Genomic DNA, 17,065 nt, shown 5'->3' with positions numbered 1-17,065 from the left:
GAGATGATCTGGTTTATTTTACCTTACAGTGCTCGGAACCGTAACTGAAGAGTATACTTGAGTATATCGAGGTAAGGTGACAACAGTAAAAAAGCTACCCAATTTAGAATAGCTTCATTATCAAGATATGCTCAATTGAACACGGCCTAAGCACTTGGCAAAAACAAAAAGCCCTCTGAAGTCAGAGAGCTGATTTGAGCTCGGGCTAAAATCCTAGTGAAAAAGATGAAACTACTTGTGTTCATCGAACACTGTGTCGTTTCCCTATTTTCATACGTATTTTTGGCACCCTTAGCATCATAATTCTTGCTGGATAAAACGTTTATAGACTAGGCGACAAGCCGAAGATTGTACTGATGGCACATCGAGGCGAAGTCAACGAAGTATAGAAACGTTTTAGACGCAAGATTAACGACGAAGTCCTAGAGAGTTGATTAACTCGCGGTAACGGTTAACGTCGTTTTTACGCAAGTATGCAAGCAAGTTACGACGGCGACCGATTTTCTTCATCAATCCACGGTAAGTAGCGTGGTCTTTTTTGTGTTGTTTGATGTGTTCGTTAAGGTGGTTGATTTCCCAAGTAAGGACAGCAACTTGAACCTCTACTGAACCTGTATCACCTTCGTGACGTGCATATTGTGCGATGATTTCATTTTTTTTCTCTTTTGAGATTGCCATGATGTTTCTCCTTTTTATTTGGCTTCATCCGAGTGACAGGTTGGCATGCCTGCAACCAAGAAGAAGTTATTTGTCTCTACGACAATCTTTATTTTACCAAGATTTGAATTTCCTGTCAAACATTAATACTCTCATAGTTACTATTTTTCAAGTAAAGAGATACGTTCTTTTACATGGTGACCTTTTTCAAGTTCATCTACCAATCCAATAGCATAATCTGCATAACTAATTTGGCTCATTCCTTTTCCATTAGTAGTAAAAATTTCTCCTGCTAGAATGTAGGTTCCTGTTTTTTCACCATCTGGAATAAAATCTGCAGCAGGACTGACAAAAGTCCAGTTGAGATTATTTTTTGTACGAAGAAGATCCAATTCATCCGCTTGGGCTTTTGCTAGTGGCTTAAATTCTTCGGGAAACTCAGGCGTGTCTATTAGTCGTGTTGTTTTTGTTTCATCTATATAAAGACTCCCTGCTCCCCCTACAATGATAAGACGTGTTGAAGTTCCAGCAAGAAGTTGATCAAATAGCTCAATTGATTTGCTGTGTAGCGGTAGCGTATCTGGTGTATAAGCACCAAATGCTGAAACCACTGCATCAAATCCTATGAGATCATCTTTTGTTAAGTCAAACAAATCTTTTAGAATAACCGATTGAGCTTGGCTTTTGTTTTCAGAACGAACAATGGCCGTTACTTCATGTCCTCGTTTGATTGCTTCTTCAACAATTGCTTTCCCCGCTTGTCCATTTGCTGCGATAACTGCTAGTTTCATTTTTATACCTCTCCAGTTGTAACTAATTTAATTACAATGATTATATCACTCTTAATAATCAATGTCAATGGTCTTGCTTAATTATTATCAAAATATTTCTAAAAAGTAAAACTAACTATTATTCTAGTGAAAAGAAGAATCATCTTTTTTAACTGATTTACTATTTAAAACCGTGAATTACTCTACTGATTTCAGGGCTTCAAGCATATCTACTTTTCTCAAGTGGTGATTGACAAAGAGACCTAGTAAAGTCAAAATCACAGTCACTGCGACGATTGGAAGAGCATAGACTTCCCAGCTGACCTGAGGATAAAAGAGTATGGTGGCTGGTGAAATCATTTGAATCAAAAATTGATGTAAATAGTGGCCAGCTACCAAACCGAGAGCAATTCCCACAAGGGACAGCACCATAGTTTCACGGTAGATATAGAGGGTCACTTCTTTATTGTGGAAACCGAGAACCTTGATAGTGGAAAGTTCACGTATACGTTCTGCGACATTGATGTTAGTGAGATTGTAGAGAATGACAATGGCTAGTAAAACAGAAACAAGGACAAGGATTGCCATGGTTTTATTGAGCGAACTAGCTACAGATTCAAAGAGATGGATGGCCGTCGCATTTTGGACGACCCCAGAAACAGCAGCTTTTTCCATGAAAGTAGCCGCTTCTTTCTCCGTATTGGAAGGTGTTGGGTCTTTTAATTTTACTAAGTAGGTATTGTCTCGTGGACTGATGCCATAGACTTGTTCGTAAGTCGCTCGATTGAGATAAACAAAGTGTCCAACATAATTTTCAGAAATAGCCGCGACCTTGATTTCCTTCCCATCAAGCTCCAACTCGTCCCCAACCGTAACACCTGCTAGTTGGGCTAATTTTTGACTCACGACCGCTCCATCAGTGACATGCACCTCTTGCCCATTCTCCTCTAATGCGATAAAGGGTTTGAAATCTTCTCTGTTTGTGACCATCATGGTGATAGTCTGAAGTCCTGCTTTTCCTTTGAAATCTTTTTCAATGGATTTAGAGTAAATCTTTTGATAATCGTGAATCGATTCAGCTTGCAAGGCACTTTCTAGATCTGTTTTTTCTTGCTCACTCGCACTGCTCTTTTCCGCTACAATCATCTGGTATTGCTGGATTTGTTCAAATTGGCGCTCCACAACTCCTCCCACAGATGACTGAATGCCAAGACCTGCAAATAGGAGAGCCACCGAACCTGCAACTCCAAAAATGGTCATCAACATCCGTTGCTTATATCGGAAAATATTTCGCGCAGTAACCTTATGAGTGAAGCTTAGACGACTCCAAATAAAGTTCAAACGCTCTAGCAAAATCTTTGATCCCTTAACGGGAGGTTTGGGAAGTAAGAGTTGGGCTGCTTCATCGTGTAATTCCCTCCGAGCCACCAGATAAGCCGGCAAAACGCTGGATACCCAACTTAAAGCTAGGGCAAGAAGGCTATAAGACCAATAGAAATACTCGTGACTTTTCCCAACGACCATCCCAGCAGTAATAACATCTGAAATCACGCCTGCAAGGAGATAATGTCCAAGAAATGTTCCTAAAACGGTTCCCACAGTTCCTGCAAGAAAACCATAGAGGACAAACTTGGCAACAATATCTCGGTTGCGGTAACCCAAGGCCTTGAAAATACCAGCATTGGTGCGCTCCTCATCTACAAAGCGAGTCATTGTTGTAAAGGTCACCATTGCAGCGACCATATAAAGCACCACTGGGAAGATATTCCCTACTGAACGAATGCTTGACGATGCATTGCTGTACATGAGGTAGCCTTGACCACCTAGCATGGTTTCGCGATTGTATACGCGGTATTTCGGCTCTGCCAGTTCATCAAGCTCTTTCTGGCGCTGTTCTAGCTTCTCTTTTTCCTTAGATAGATCACTCTCTGTCTGAGCCAGCTTTTCTTTTTTTGTCGCCAGTTCTTCCTTAGCCTTTGTCAGCTGTCCCTTGGCTTGACTCTTTTGTGGTTCTGGTAAAGCGGTCGCTTGTTCTTCTTGGGTTTTCAAACGACTTTCAGCCTGCTCTAACTGATTCTTGCCATTTTCAAGGTTGCTTTCAGCAGTTTGGAGCTGATCTTTCCCCTCTTCCAGGCTCTTTTGCCCATTTGCTTTGATACTTGCCAATCTTTTTTGACCATTATCGGCCAGCAAGTCTTGCAAATCTTCCTGATGTTGAGCTCGTTTGGTCTTATAGTCTGATGAAAAAGCATCCAGATTCTTTAAATCGTCATAGCGCACACGCGCAATACTATAAACATCTGAGTCAAACTGACTGGGTAAAATCACTCCATAGCCAGCTAGGTTGCCATTTCCACTACTAGCACTTCCTAAATCTTCTTTAGAAAGGATCTCACCCGACTGAACAAATCCAGTAATTGTGAAAGTTTGGGATTTTAGGACGGATTTTTCTTCTTTCTTGGTAAAGGTAATGGTCTGCCCAATCTGATAGCGGTCTTTCCAGAAATCAGCCAAGGCAATTTCCCCATCTGCCTCTGGCAGTCGCCCTTCTGTCACTTGGAAGGTTGAAATGCTCTCTGGTTTGGAATAAAGTCGAACTGCATCTTCACTATGTTCAACGGTTAGGTCTGCCATATAGCCAAACTCAACACTTGCTCCTTGAAGGGTCTTTAGTTCGTCCTGGTCTTCTTTGTCCAAGCCATAATCAGCTAGCACAGCCAGATCCAGAGTATTGGCTTTACGGAGATAATCTTCTGCTGTACGTTCCATGTTTGGACTGGCCACTTTGAGGCCAACTAGGGCTAAAGAACCCAGCATCATCAAGGTTAAGATAGAAACAAAGCGTCCCTTTGAAGTCATCACTGACTGAAATAGGTCTTTCCGATATGTTTTTTTCATGCTAATACTCCAATGTATCGATATCCTGCGGATGCTCATTAATTGTCATGTTCTTAACCGTTGCATCGCGCATGTGAATCACCCGATCTGCAATAGGGGCTAGCGCGCCATTGTGGGTCACGATAATCACCGTCGCTCCTTTTTGACGAGACATGTCTTGGAGAATCTTCAAGACTTGCTTCCCTGTCTGGTAATCCAAGGCACCCGTCGGTTCATCACAGAGGAGAATTTTAGGATTTTTGGCTACAGCGCGTGCAATGGAAACTCGCTGTTGCTCCCCTCCAGAAAGCTGGGCTGGAAAGTTATTGAGGCGATGAGCCAGACCTACATCTTTGAGCACTTGCTCTGGATCCAAGGCATCTGTCACGATTTCTGAAGCCAGTTCCACATTTTCCTTGGCTGTCAGATTGGAGACCAGATTGTAAAATTGAAAAACAAAGCCTACATCTTCACGACGATAGTTTGTTCGTTGGTGCGAACTATAGTTGGCAATATTGGCACCATCAATCCAAATCTCCCCCTCATCATTGGTATCCATACCTCCTAGGAGATTGAGAACGGTTGATTTTCCGGCACCTGAAGCACCAAGGATAATAACCAGCTCCCCCTTTTCAATTTCAAAATTCACATCACGATTAGCCACAATCTCCGTATCCCCAACCTGGTAACGCTTGTAGCTGTGTTTCATCTCAATATAAGCCATATCGTTTATCTCCTTTTCAAAGCTCACTTTATTAAATAAACAAAGTGTTGATTCTAAATCACAAATATTATATAATGGGCTAAGTCAAAAAGCAATAATCAAAAATCAACAAAGTGTTGATTTAATAAGAAGGAAGGAAAATGGTTCAGAAACGAAAAACTACTACTAAAGAAGACATCAAGGAAGCTTTGATTCAGTTGCTATCAGAGGAGAAATTTGAAAATATATCAATTAGTAAGCTCTGCAAACGGGCAGGAATTAATAGGGGAACTTTCTATCTACACTATGAAGACAAATATCAAATGATTGACAGTTTTAAAAGTGAAATCATTTCCCAGCTCTACATTTTTTTAGAAAAAGAAAGAAAATCGCTTAGAAAGTGTATGTTAGCCAATTTCTATATATTACGTTCGAACGAACGCCTCATCAACGCCTTGTCCCAAAGTCATTACATAGACTTTCGTGGTGCAATTCGTGAATTTCTAAGTAGCATTCTTCTAAATGAAAATCAAAAAGAAACGACTCGTCATTTCTTATCAGAAAACTTCCAAATTCCTCACAAATATGCTTTGGAAATCTTCTTATCAAGTATTGAAGGGATTATTTCTCTTTGGATTGCTGGGGGAGCGCAAGAAGAACCGGAAGAAATCACGGATATGATTTTATCAACCTATAACTACGAACACTGGAGCTACGAATCAAAAGAAGATTAACTCATACAACCCACTACAGCATAAGCTATATCCTCTCATTTTATACTTTTTCAATTAGCTAAATTGCCTTTTTTAACTTAGATACAAAAAAACCTAGGAATTTCCTAGGTTTTCTGTTTATAGATTATTTTCCAAGATAGTACTCAGAAACAACATTCAATTTTTCGTCGAATTCGAATACCAATGGTGGGAAGTTAGGGATTTCCACGTCCATGATTTCGTCATCTGACAAACCTTTGATGTGTTTTACAAGAGCACGGATTGAGTTACCGTGAGCTCCTACGAATACGTTTTTACCATCTTTAAGTGCTGGAGCGATTTTGTCTTCCCAGAATGGAAGGGCACGTTCCAAGGTTACTTTCAAGTTTTCAGCATCTGGGATAACTGAGTCGTCAAGTGAAGCGTAACGACGGTCTGTGTGAGCTGAATGCTCATCATCACGATCCATGTTTGGAGGCAATACATCGTATGAACGACGCCAGATGTGGACTTGCTCATCACCAAATTGTTCTGCAGCTTCAGCTTTATTTTTACCAGTCAAACCACCGTAGTGACGTTCGTTCAAACGCCATGATTTTTCAACTGGAACCCACAATTGGTCAGAAGCTTCAAGAGCCAAGTTTGTTGTTTTGATCGCACGTTTCAAGACTGAAGTGTAAGCTTGGTCAAATTCGATTCCAGCTTCTTTGATCAATTTACCAGCGTCGATCGCTTGTTGTGTACCTTTTTCAGACAAATCAACATCAGCCCAACCAGTGAAAAGGTTAGCTTTGTTCCATTCAGACTCACCGTGGCGAGCAAAAACCAATTTTACCATTAGATGGATTCTCCTTTTATTTTCGAGGTTCCCCTCGTTTATCTATTCTATTTTACACAATTTTTCACAAAAAAGCTAGTCAAAATCGACTAAAAAGAGAAGAGCTTAGCAGTCTTCTCCTTATCACACTATCATAATTGTTCTCGATAGAGGATGAAATAGTCCCCAAAAAATAATTGGAAAACTACTACTCTTCAATTACAAATTTTTTCAATGTTCCAAAGTAGAGTGAACCACCAATAATGGTTAGAATTCCACCTACCCATCCTAAAAATGGAATCAAGCCAACCGCACCACCTACAATGAGCAAGACAGAAGGTGCATTCGTAACACGTTCATCATCTTTATAATAAACAATAGCCACAATTCCCAATACTAAAACAGCAATTTTAACCAATGACAAAATAATTGAGAGCCCTGTCAATGTCCCAACTGTTACATCTGCGTCTTCAGTTGCCGCAGCCGCTCCAAGCGCCATCATAAACATAATAGCTGGTGCCAAAAGTAATACAATACCAGAAATAAGACCAAAAATAGCATTTACGCGAGCAAGTGTATTTGTTTTCATCATAATCTCCTTTAAACTTTTTATACTACTATTCTAACACAATTCTGTGAGAAATTAAATACTTCTATGACAAATATATATTTTTTAATAAATATCGATGTATCAAATAGTTTTAAGCCTTATAATTCACTCAATATCATTAAAAATACAATACGACAACATAAACAAATATGGATATCTAACTTATTTGGCTTCAAATCCTTCTGCGACAGCATCTGCAAAGTTTTCTTCTACGATGCTTGCACAGTGGTCACAGATAACTGCATGGTAGCTACGTTCTGCAGTAGTTGGATCGATACGACGGCAACGGTCACAGACTTCACCTGCAGCGCGTTTAACTGTAAAGGCTACATCTTCGAAGCTAACGGCACCTTCTGGAGCTGTACCTTCAGCGATGGTCAATTCTGACACGATCAAGAGTTGAGCCACATTGCTATCCACTGCTCCAAGAAGAGTTTTCACCAGTTCATTTGGATAAACTGTCAAGTGGGCTTCGAGTGATTTACCGATTACTTTGGCATTACGAGCTTCTTCCAAGGCTTTTTGAGCTTGTCCACGGAAGTCCATGAAGGCTGACCATGTATCCAAGATTTCTTCTTGATTAGCAAATGACTCTGCTTCTGGCAATTCTGACAATTGAACAAATTCTTCTGCTTCAAACTCAAGATATGACCAGATTTCTTCCGCAGTGTGAGGAAGGATTGGTGTCAAGAGTTTGGTGATTTTGACAAGGATGTCATAGAAGACTGTTTGCATTTGACGGCGTTCCAGTGATTTGGCACCCTCGATATAAACAACATCTTTCGCAAAATCAAGGTAGAAAGCTGATAAATCAACATTGATAAAGTTCACCAATGCCTTGTAAATTGTCAAGAATTCAAAGTCAGCATAGGCATCACGAATGGTCTTCACAAGCTGGTTAAAGCGAAGGGTCATGTACTTATCAACGGAACGAAGCTCATCGTAAGCCACTGTATCTTGAGCTGGGTTAAAGTCAGATGTATTGGCAATCAAGAAGCGAAGGGTGTTACGAATCTTACGGTAAGTTTCAGAGACTTGGCTCAAGATATCCATAGAGATACGCACGTCATTGCTTGAGTCAACACTTGTTACCCAGAGACGCAAGATTTCAGCACCAAATTGTTTCTCAACATCGCTTGGAGCAATGGTATTTCCAAGAGATTTAGACATCTTCTCACCTTTACCATCAAGGGCAAAACCTTGTGACAAGATTTGTTTGTATGGCGCTACGCCATGGTTAGCGACAGATGTGATAAGTGATGAGTTGAACCAACCACGGTACTGGTCAGAACCTTCAAGGTAAAGGTCAGCTGGGTATTTGAGTTCTGGACGGTTGACCACAACTCCATTCCATGATGAACCTGAGTCGAACCATACGTCCATGATATCTGTTTCTTTCTTGAACTCGCCATTTGGTGAACCTGGATGCGTAAATCCTTCTGGCAAGAGGTCCTTAGCATCACGTTCCCACCAGATGATAGAACCGTGTTCCTCAAAGAGTTGAGCTACATGCTCAATCGTTTCAGCTGTCATGATCGCTGTACCATCTTCAGCATAGAAGATAGGAAGGGGAACACCCCAAGCACGTTGACGAGAAATAACCCAGTCGCCACGGTCGCGAATCATATTGTAAAGACGCACTTTCCCCCATTCTGAGTGGAATTTCACTTTTTCAATTTCATCCAAGATTTCTTGGCGGAATTTAGAAACTGAGGCAAACCATTGTGGTACTGCACGCCAGATAATTGGTTTTTTCGTACGCCAGTCAAATGGGTATGAGTGAGAGATTTCTTCTTGAGCAAGAAGGAGGTTGCCAAGTTTCTCGATAACAGTTGGAACAACCTTGTCATAGAACTGACCTGCAAAATCAGGACCAGCATTTTCCATCATGATTCCACGTTCGTCAACAGTGACTGCAACTTCAAGACCATTAGCAACACCGACATTGTAGTCGTCCTCACCAAAACCAGGGGCTGTATGGACGATACCAGTACCAGAGTCAGTCGTAACGTGGTCACCGAGGATCACCAACTCATCTACAGCTGTATCCCATGGGTGAGCTGTCACGATTTGGTTCAATTCTTGACCACGGTAGGTCGCCAAGACTTGCACATCAGCCCAGCCAAATTTTTCAGACAAACTATTCAACAATTCTGAAGCAACCACAAACTTACGAGATCCGCCAGCTGGTTGTACCAATACATAATCAATATCTGCTCCAACTGTCAAACCACGAGAAGCTGTGATGGTAAATGGAGTAGTGGTCCAAACAACGATATAGGTATCTGTATCTAGAATTCCTTTGCCATCTTTTACTTTGTTGGCATAGTAAAGAGATGTAGAAAGCAAGTCATGGTACTCAATTTCCGCTTCTGCAAGGGCTGACTCAGAAGACCATGACCAGTAAACTGGCTTGGCACCACGGTAGATATAGCCTTTTTTAGCCATTTCACCAAAGACACGGATTTGAGCTGCTTCATAGTCCGGAGTCAAGGTCACATAAGGGTTTTCCCAGTCACCAGAAACACCCAAACGCTTAAAGTCTTCTCGTTGTTTATCAACTTGAGAAAGAGCATACTCGCGGCAAAGTTTCAAGTACTCAACCAAGTCCATTTCTTTACGTTTGACACCTTGTTTTACCAAAACTTGCTCGATTGGCAGACCATGTGTATCCCAACCTGGAATATAAGGTGCGTAAAATCCTGACATAGACTTAGAACGAACAATGATATCTTTTGAAATCTTGTTCATGGCATGTCCAACGTGGATATTTCCGTTTGCATATGGAGGTCCATCGTGCAAGGTGAAATGCGGTTTCCCTTGGTTCAATTCTTGACGGCGTTGGTAAAGTTTTGCATCTTCCCATTCCTTTTGCCAGAGTGGCTCTTTGGTAGGAAGTCCTGCACGCATAGGAAAGTCTGTTTTCCCTAGATTGAGGGTTTCTTTAAGTTTCATTGTTACTCCTTTAATTTAAAATGACAAAATAAAAACCACGATTCGCAAAAAGGACGAAAATCGTGGTACCACCTTTGTTCGAAAAAAGACAGCGTCTCTTTTCCTCTTTTCCCGTAACGTGGGGAACGTCCAGTCTTACTACTTTCATACTGGATTTATTGAGAGGATAATCTAACCACTAGGGATTGCGGGACTCTCACCATCTCCCGCTCGCTGAAAATATAGTTGGTTGGATCTTGTTCTCACATTTTTTATAGGATAAGAACAGATTCTTTGTTTGCATCTTTCTCAGTTGTTGCAGTAGTTTCTACGTCAACTGACTCTTTATGTTGTTCACTTTCATCTGTATGTTGTTTCTGTTGAGCTTCAAACTCTGCTAATTCTTTGTTGCCAGCCTCGATACGAGCTTGCAATTCAGCAACCTCTTCTGGTGTGAATTGACGAGTCATATCAATAGACTCTTCCTCTGGTTGTAAAGATACAGTTTCACCAAGAACTTCACCCACCACTTCTTTAAAGGCTTCATCGCTTGTTTGAAGATACGTTGCTGTTGGGCGAAGAATGTCCTCCCAGTCTGATGACTCAACAATAGCCAATTGACTTTCAATCGTAGACTTGAGGCGTTGATGGAATACACGACTCTTGTTCTTCAACTCTTCTGTCTCAACAGCCACTTTCTTAGCGTTATCTGTTGCCTGACGGAGAATTTCATTTGCCTTGTATTTTGCTTCTTCTAGCAAACGCTGAGCGTCTTGTTCAGCTTGTTGAATAATATTGTTTGAACGTTCTTGAGCAGCTTGTTTAACACGCTCTGCAGTATCTTGAGCAATTAAAACTGACTGACTCAAGGAATCCTTCATCTCATCAAAGTAAGACAAACGTTCTTCCAAACTCTTGATGTGTGTCTCTTTGTCGTGATTGCTACGAACCAAGTCTTCGTAGTCACGAACAACGATATCCAGAAATTCATCTACTTCTTCTGGATCAAAACCTCTAAATCTTGTACCAAAGGTTTTATCTTTAATTTCTAACGATGTAATTGGCATACTTTTCCTCACTTACTTAATAATAATTGAATGCTTAATTTTATCTTGTTTTTCTTTGTCTGTCCATTGTCTTTGACAATTTTTAGACGACCAAACTTTCTCACACTGATAAGATCACCAACTGCAAGCTGATAATCAGATTTTTCGACCAGGTGATAGTTTATCTGAACAGATTTTTTCTCTATCAGCTGACTAGCTTGGTTTCTAGATAATTTCAAGGCACTTGATAAGAGGGCATCCAATCGAAAACTCGAAATTAAAATTTCTCGTTCTCTATAATCAATTTTAGACAAAATCCTATCGGTAAAAGGACGTTCCTCCAGCGATACAGGAAGTCTGCCAATCTTTCTTATTCCATCCTGAAAAAGAGGAATGAAATCACGATTGACAAAAATCTGTGCTCTCTTTTCATCTACCAAGATATCACCAAATAATTTACGGTCAATTCCTAGTTGGTTGATGATTGTTCCCAATATTTTTCCATGACTCAGTTGTTCAAACTTACTCGGATAGCAAATTTCCAACAAGGTCATTTCAAAGTCTGATATCTCCGGTTCAAAGTAATCTGGATAGAGAAGAACTCGAACCGACTCTGTCGGAAGAAAATCACCACTACTTTGGCAAGCCAGTCCATATGTTCCAGCTAGCACCCTCAAGATCTGTTCCTGATGGGGATTGATAAAAGGAGTAAGTACCGGCGCATATGTATCTTCTACCCGCTTGATCCACTCTAATCCCTTATCAATAAAGGGAATATCATCTTGGGAAAAATGCTGATAAATAGCTCGATTTGCTGTCATAGTAATAGGACTAGTCGTGTTAAGAGATTTCCAACAAACTGGATCAGAATCAGCGCTGCCCAAACCGTAAAATCAAGACCAGCAAATTGTAGATTGAGCTTACGAAGGGGCTCAATAACTGGGCGAGCAAGTCTGATAACTAGGCGACCTAGCTGGCTTTCATAGGCATTTGGAAACCATGAAAGAAGAGCAAATGCAACGAGAATGATGGAATAAATGCTAACCGCATTTTGGATTAAACGAATTAAGAAAATCATTATCTTGCTCTATTTCGTTTAATATCAAAACCAAACTCAGCGCTTTGTGATTCATCTGGAAGCTTGATATCTTCAATATTCACGATAACGTTGACAGGAGTCAATAGATACATCGTACTCGCAACTTTTCTCATATTCCCAGCCAAGACATGACGTGCTCCATCCAAGTAATCAAGGCAACGACGGGCTTGTACCTCTGTCATATATTGGAAGTCAATCAAAATACTTTCATTTCCAGCCAACAAATCTACAATTTCCGTTGCATCTTCGTATTTTCTTGGATAGCGAACATCAATTGTCACTTTCTCATCTGAACGATGGCTTTGCATTGCCAATTCTTGCTGACGCGCATGAAGACGAGTAATGTTTGCATCTTTTGCTGATCCTGACTGAGCAGGTGCTGGTAATTCTTTAGAAGATGAGATGGCTGGGCTAACTGTTTCCTCTTGTTGAGTCTGGTAGTTAGTCGTTTCTTCTCCGTCTTCTGTAAAATAATCTATAAATTTATCGAATCTATCTTTTAAAGACATAGCTCTCTCCTATTTAAAAAATGCTGTACCGATTCGAACAAAGGTTGAGCCGAACTGAATCGCTTCTTTAAAATCACGACTCATTCCCATGCTTAGCTCTGTCATCGGCATATTAGGGATTTGTTCTTCTCTAATTTCTGCTTGCAGAGCCTGCGTATCCTTGAAAATTTCTTTCAATTCATCACTGTCTGCCTCAAAAGGAGCCATGGTCATTAAACCAACATACTCAATCTGATCTAACTTAGCCAATTCTGGCAAAAGTTCTAGCAATTCTTCTTTTGAAAACCCATGCTTGCTTTCTTCCCCAGAAATATTGACCTGCAAGAAACACTTGATAACATGATCTGTTCTCTTTTGAATTTCCTGAGCTAACTTTAAGGAGTCTAAAGCATGAAAGTAATCCACATATGGGATTACTTCTTTCACTTTCCGTCTCTGTAGTGTTCCTATTAAATGCCAAGTAACTGGGTAATCTTTCAAGGCCTGATATTTTTCTAAAAATTTATCGACTCGATTTTCACCTATGTGACGGACACCAAGCGGAAGCAAGGCTTCCGCTGTTTGTACATCTACATACTTTGTCACTGCGATTACTGAAACAGCATCTAGAGCACGGTTGGCTTCTTGACTAGCATCAGCTATTTGCTGAAAAACTAATTCAGTATTTTTTTTCAAATTCATTGATTAACGATTTTTGAAGAATGGAGGTGTATCCAATTCATCTTCATCTTGTGAAACTGGTGTTTCGAAACGTTCTACTGGTGAAACAACTGGATCTGTTTGGCGAACAATTGACTCACGACGTAAATCCCAGTCTCCAAAAGCAGACGCTTGGTTTGTTTCAAAGCGACGTGGGCTTGATTTAGGCAATTCTGCTGTCTCTTCCAAGTCAAATTGACGGTCAAATGTGTGTGCTTGAGGAGCTTTGGTTGATGGACGTCCAACTGGTTGGTTGTTACGAGCTCCAACTACTTTTTCCACGCGCTCTTGACGAACACCTGTCGCTACAACTGTAACACGGATTTCATCCTTCATGCTTTCGTCAATTGATGTTCCAAGCCAGATGTTTACACCTTGGCCAGCTGCTTGGTTGACAATTTCTGAAGCTTCTTCTGCTTCAATCAATGTCAAGTCAAGACCACCAGTAACGTTGACGATGACATCCTCTGCACCATCGATAGTTGTTTCAAGAAGTGGAGAGTAAATTGCTTTACGAGCCGCTTCAACAACGCGTTCTTCACCACTACCGATACCGATACCCATAAGGGCATTTCCTTTGTTTGCCATTACAGTTTTCACGTCAGCAAAGTCAAGGTTAATCAATCCTGGGTTCGTGATCAAGTCAGTGATCCCTTGAACACCTTGGCGAAGAACGTTATCTGCTTCGCTAAGAGCTTCAAGAAGTGGCGTTTTCTTATCAACAATTTCAAGCAAGTTGTTATTAGAAATAATCAACAACGTATCAACATGCTCGCGAAGTTCGTTGATTCCTTCTACAGCGTATTGGCCACGTTTACTTCCTTCAAATCCGAAAGGACGTGTCACGACACCAACTGTAAGAGCACCAAGATCTTTAGCGATACGTGCAATAACAGGGGCTGCACCTGTACCAGATCCACCACCCATACCTGCAGTGATAAAGACCATGTCCGCTCCAGTGATAGCTTCCGTCAAAGCTTCTTCACTTTCTTCTGCAGCTTTACGTCCAACTTCCGGACGACCTCCAGCACCCAAACCACGAGTCAATTTTGGACCAAGTTGGATAACGGTTTCTGCTTTCGTACTGCTAAGGGCTTGTACATCAGTGTTGGCTGCGATAAATTCTACACCAGCAACACCTTCGTCAACCATGCGGTTGATGGCGTTACCACCACCACCACCGACACCAATTACCTTAATAACTGCGCCTTGAGCTGCTGCTGTATCAAATGAAAATGTCATAATTTCTTATCCTCTTTTATTCATCAAACATGCTTCCGATCAAACCACGGAAACGTTCTGTTAGCTTAGGTTTACTTTGAGAACTTGCTTGGAATTCTTCCTTGGGAGCAACTGGAGCTTCCTGCACGGTTTCAGCTGGAGCTGTTTGTGCTGGATTTGGTTGCGCTACTGGATTCAAACGTTGATTTGGAATGCCAAAGTTGATTGGTTTTTGACGAAGGAATTCATCTCCTTTAACTGCTTTTTGAGCAAGAAGATTGACTTCAGTCAATTTACCAGCAAACTCAGACAAGCTAATCACGTGCGCAAATGCAGGGTTGCGAATTCCAACTTGATTTGGTACATAAAGTTTTACTCGAACACCAAATACTTCTTGGGCTAATTCAACAATTCCTGGCAAAATTGCATTTCCACCGATAAGGACGATACCTCCAGGTAAATCTAACAAGTGTCTTCTTTCCAACTCTTGTTTGATTTGGTCAAAGATATGTTTGATGCGTGCTGAGATAATTTCTGCCAAGTAGCTCTCTGTTACTTCAACAGGTTCTACTTCACCAATTACTTCAACTTGGAAAGTTTCGTTACTTGCAAGCGGAACATAAGCTTCACCATAGTTCAGTTTCAAACTTTCTGCAATTTTTTGAGAGGTTTTCAAGACTTTAGAAATGTCTTTTGTGACATAATCTCCACCTTCTTGATATATGTTGGTGAATTGCAATTCTTGGTTGCGGATAGCCGCTACAGTAGTTTGACCTCCACCCATGTCAATGACAGTCGCACCAAATTCACGCTCCCCTTCATTGAGAACTGAGTTCACAATTGCCAAAGGTGAAATAATCACATTATCAACATGAATACCTACACGCTCAACTGTCTTGCGAAGATTGTGTAGAATCGTACGAGGGCCTGTATAAAGCAGACCACGCATTTCCAAGCGAACACCCATCATGCCACGAGGGTCACGGATTCCTTGGAAACCATCCACGATGAATTCTTCTGGAATAAAGGTAATCACTTCACGGTCAGGAGTCATGCTCTTTGTCAAAGCTGATTTGACAACATTTTCAACATCTTGATCTGTGATTTCTTTGGTATCTGAAGTTACAGGAATCATTCCTTGTGTTGGTTCAACCTGTAAAAGGTTTGCTGGAAGGCCAACGTTGACAGACTTAATAGAAATACCAGCTTTCTCTTCTGCCTGTGTGATTGCAGATTTGATTGCTGAAGCAGCTGCTTCAATATCAACAATAATTCCGTCTTTTACACCTTTACTTTTGGCATTACTAACACCAATTACATTTACTTCGCCATCTCTATGCTCAGCTACTAGCACTTTAATCGAGCTAGTTCCGATATCTAAGCCTGTAAAAAAACCATCTCTAGTCATTACATCGCATCCTCTCTGTCTTCCAAGTTTCTCACTTCTATTTAATAACTATGTTTGGGCATAGCTATTCAAAGAATATTATAACACAAAAAATCCAATCGTGCTTAGTTTTTCATAATTTTCCTGCATGTTTTTTGAGAAAATTCTAGAAAAATTCTTCTTCTAAGAGAAATTTCAATGTTATCGTTAACAATTTCCTTTTTGTTTCTTAAAAATCCAAAAAAGAGAAGATCATTTTAGATCTTCTCTTGAATAAATTCTTCCGATTTTTGTTGTAAAAAATTTTCTACTAATTTCCCTGTTAAACGAATTGCTATCACGATAACAGTCGAAACAATGAGATAATTTAAGGGCTGGCCGAAGTTTCCAACAATTGGTGGTTTACTCAAAAATCCATAATCCCCACCCACAACTAAGTTGACAACCCCTATCAAGCCATTTAAGGCAAAGGTAATCACCGCCACATTCTTCAAATCAAGAAGGGAAGCCTCATAGTTTCTAAACAAGTATAGAAGCGCATTTCCTAAAAGGGCAACATGTCCGATAATGAAGGACAAAATGGTCACGTGTGGAAATGGGTAGGGATCAAAGAGAGGGTAAGCCAGTGCCGCTGTTGCTCCAAAAGTTCCTAAAAGAGCAAAATATTGTTTGTACTTGGATGTCCCTGGAATCAAGAGCATCACAAACATGGCGATACGGCAATGATAGAAGGGTAAACTTTCTGACAGAGGCATGAGATTGCCCCAATACCAGCTATACAGAACAATCAGTTGAACAGACTGAAGGAACTGAATAAAACGCTGGTAAGCCACTTTGTCTCGAAAACGATAAGAAGCATAGAAAGTAAGAGCCAATAAACATAACAAACCAATGTACCAGTGAAGTTCAAACTGGGGCGGTTCTGATATCTGTGTGGTAAATAATTTATCCCACAAATTCATATTCTATTCCTCGTTCATCTAGCCGGAGCAGTAAAAAAGTCTCTGCTCGACCTTTTTAATT

At 40.6% G+C, this 17,065-nt stretch carries 16 protein-coding genes; 1 reads left to right on the top strand and 15 read right to left on the bottom strand.

The window, feature by feature from the left end; translation table 11 throughout:
- Nucleotides 1-408 precede the first annotated feature (408 nt).
- From rpsO to SORDD15_RS00645, 4 genes are all read right to left on the bottom strand, one after another.
- Nucleotides 409-678, bottom strand: coding sequence for a 30S ribosomal protein S15 (gene rpsO / locus SORDD15_RS00660; protein WP_001018251.1), 270 nt, complete (start codon nt 676-678; stop codon nt 409-411).
- A gap of 140 nt (nt 679-818) precedes the next feature.
- On the bottom strand, nt 819-1,448 hold the full coding sequence (locus SORDD15_RS00655) for an NAD(P)-dependent oxidoreductase (RefSeq protein ID WP_061413488.1): 630 nt from the start codon (nt 1,446-1,448) through the stop codon (nt 819-821).
- Nucleotides 1,449-1,625: 177 nt separating this feature from the next.
- A complete protein-coding gene (locus tag SORDD15_RS00650; RefSeq protein ID WP_196756218.1) occupies nt 1,626-4,331 on the bottom strand; it encodes an FtsX-like permease family protein in 2,706 nt (901 codons plus the stop codon).
- The gene (locus SORDD15_RS00645; protein WP_061413484.1) at nt 4,327-5,028 is read right to left on the bottom strand and encodes an ABC transporter ATP-binding protein; all 702 of its coding nucleotides are present in this window, start codon (nt 5,026-5,028) and stop codon (nt 4,327-4,329) included. The genes SORDD15_RS00650 and SORDD15_RS00645 overlap by 5 nt, the downstream gene beginning before the upstream one ends.
- Nucleotides 5,029-5,168: 140 nt before the next feature.
- Between SORDD15_RS00645 and SORDD15_RS00640 the strand changes: the two genes are divergently transcribed.
- On the top strand, nt 5,169-5,741 hold the full coding sequence (locus tag SORDD15_RS00640) for a TetR/AcrR family transcriptional regulator (RefSeq protein WP_061413482.1): 573 nt from the start codon (nt 5,169-5,171) through the stop codon (nt 5,739-5,741).
- A gap of 124 nt (nt 5,742-5,865) precedes the next feature.
- Here the strand turns inward: SORDD15_RS00640 and SORDD15_RS00635 are convergent, their stop codons facing one another.
- The 11 genes from SORDD15_RS00635 to SORDD15_RS00585 form a co-directional block, all read right to left on the bottom strand.
- Nucleotides 5,866-6,558: a phosphoglycerate mutase gene (locus SORDD15_RS00635; RefSeq protein WP_000240129.1), complete on the bottom strand. Its 693-nt coding sequence runs from the start codon at nt 6,556-6,558 to the stop codon at nt 5,866-5,868.
- 187 nt (nt 6,559-6,745) lie between these two features.
- A complete protein-coding gene (locus SORDD15_RS00630) occupies nt 6,746-7,126 on the bottom strand; it encodes a hypothetical protein (protein WP_061413479.1) in 381 nt (126 codons plus the stop codon).
- 183 nt (nt 7,127-7,309) lie between these two features.
- Nucleotides 7,310-10,102, bottom strand: coding sequence for an isoleucine--tRNA ligase (gene ileS / locus SORDD15_RS00625; protein ID WP_061413477.1), 2,793 nt, complete (start codon nt 10,100-10,102; stop codon nt 7,310-7,312).
- A 251-nt stretch (nt 10,103-10,353) separates the two neighbouring features.
- Nucleotides 10,354-11,148: a DivIVA domain-containing protein gene (locus SORDD15_RS00620; protein ID WP_061413475.1), complete on the bottom strand. Its 795-nt coding sequence runs from the start codon at nt 11,146-11,148 to the stop codon at nt 10,354-10,356.
- 8 nt (nt 11,149-11,156) lie between these two features.
- The gene (locus SORDD15_RS00615) at nt 11,157-11,948 is read right to left on the bottom strand and encodes a YlmH family RNA-binding protein (RefSeq protein WP_061413472.1); all 792 of its coding nucleotides are present in this window, start codon (nt 11,946-11,948) and stop codon (nt 11,157-11,159) included.
- Nucleotides 11,945-12,205 carry a YggT family protein gene (locus SORDD15_RS00610; RefSeq protein ID WP_000576501.1) on the bottom strand — a complete coding sequence of 87 codons (261 nt, stop codon included), beginning with the start codon at nt 12,203-12,205 and terminating at the stop codon, nt 11,945-11,947. Before SORDD15_RS00610 ends, SORDD15_RS00615 begins: the two co-directional genes overlap by 4 nt.
- Nucleotides 12,205-12,735: a cell division protein SepF gene (locus SORDD15_RS00605; RefSeq protein ID WP_061413470.1), complete on the bottom strand. Its 531-nt coding sequence runs from the start codon at nt 12,733-12,735 to the stop codon at nt 12,205-12,207. The genes SORDD15_RS00610 and SORDD15_RS00605 overlap by 1 nt, the downstream gene beginning before the upstream one ends.
- Before the next feature lie 9 nt (nt 12,736-12,744).
- Nucleotides 12,745-13,416, bottom strand: coding sequence for a YggS family pyridoxal phosphate-dependent enzyme (locus SORDD15_RS00600; protein ID WP_061413468.1), 672 nt, complete (start codon nt 13,414-13,416; stop codon nt 12,745-12,747).
- Nucleotides 13,417-13,419: 3 nt separating this feature from the next.
- Nucleotides 13,420-14,676 (bottom strand): cell division protein FtsZ, encoded by a 1,257-nt coding sequence (ftsZ, locus tag SORDD15_RS00595; RefSeq protein WP_000144261.1) that lies wholly within the window; start codon nt 14,674-14,676, stop codon nt 13,420-13,422.
- 16 nt (nt 14,677-14,692) lie between these two features.
- A complete protein-coding gene (gene ftsA / locus SORDD15_RS00590) occupies nt 14,693-16,063 on the bottom strand; it encodes a cell division protein FtsA (protein WP_061413466.1) in 1,371 nt (456 codons plus the stop codon).
- 236 nt (nt 16,064-16,299) lie between these two features.
- On the bottom strand, nt 16,300-17,004 hold the full coding sequence (locus SORDD15_RS00585) for a YwaF family protein (protein WP_061413464.1): 705 nt from the start codon (nt 17,002-17,004) through the stop codon (nt 16,300-16,302).
- Between the last annotated feature and the right edge of the window lie 61 nt (nt 17,005-17,065).

The sequence above is a fragment of the Streptococcus oralis genome (genome assembly GCF_001578935.1).
Classification (GTDB): domain Bacteria; phylum Bacillota; class Bacilli; order Lactobacillales; family Streptococcaceae; genus Streptococcus; species Streptococcus oralis_R.
The sequence above is the reverse complement of the archived record's forward strand: the minus strand, read 5'-3'. Positions and strand labels throughout refer to the sequence as shown.

Coding starts and splice junctions, on each gene's coding strand:
- rpsO (WP_001018251.1), bottom strand. CDS start 678: ATGGCAATCTCAAAAGAGAAAAAAAATGAAATCATCGCACAATATGCA.
- SORDD15_RS00655 (WP_061413488.1), bottom strand. CDS start 1,448: ATGAAACTAGCAGTTATCGCAGCAAATGGACAAGCGGGGAAAGCAATT.
- SORDD15_RS00645 (WP_061413484.1), bottom strand. CDS start 5,028: ATGGCTTATATTGAGATGAAACACAGCTACAAGCGTTACCAGGTTGGG.
- SORDD15_RS00640 (WP_061413482.1), top strand. CDS start 5,169: ATGGTTCAGAAACGAAAAACTACTACTAAAGAAGACATCAAGGAAGCT.
- SORDD15_RS00635 (WP_000240129.1), bottom strand. CDS start 6,558: ATGGTAAAATTGGTTTTTGCTCGCCACGGTGAGTCTGAATGGAACAAA.
- SORDD15_RS00630 (WP_061413479.1), bottom strand. CDS start 7,126: ATGAAAACAAATACACTTGCTCGCGTAAATGCTATTTTTGGTCTTATT.
- ileS (WP_061413477.1), bottom strand. CDS start 10,102: ATGAAACTTAAAGAAACCCTCAATCTAGGGAAAACAGACTTTCCTATG.
- SORDD15_RS00620 (WP_061413475.1), bottom strand. CDS start 11,148: ATGCCAATTACATCGTTAGAAATTAAAGATAAAACCTTTGGTACAAGA.
- SORDD15_RS00615 (WP_061413472.1), bottom strand. CDS start 11,948: ATGACAGCAAATCGAGCTATTTATCAGCATTTTTCCCAAGATGATATT.
- SORDD15_RS00610 (WP_000576501.1), bottom strand. CDS start 12,205: ATGATTTTCTTAATTCGTTTAATCCAAAATGCGGTTAGCATTTATTCC.
- SORDD15_RS00605 (WP_061413470.1), bottom strand. CDS start 12,735: ATGTCTTTAAAAGATAGATTCGATAAATTTATAGATTATTTTACAGAA.
- SORDD15_RS00600 (WP_061413468.1), bottom strand. CDS start 13,416: ATGAATTTGAAAAAAAATACTGAATTAGTTTTTCAGCAAATAGCTGAT.
- ftsZ (WP_000144261.1), bottom strand. CDS start 14,676: ATGACATTTTCATTTGATACAGCAGCAGCTCAAGGCGCAGTTATTAAG.
- ftsA (WP_061413466.1), bottom strand. CDS start 16,063: ATGACTAGAGATGGTTTTTTTACAGGCTTAGATATCGGAACTAGCTCG.
- SORDD15_RS00585 (WP_061413464.1), bottom strand. CDS start 17,004: ATGAATTTGTGGGATAAATTATTTACCACACAGATATCAGAACCGCCC.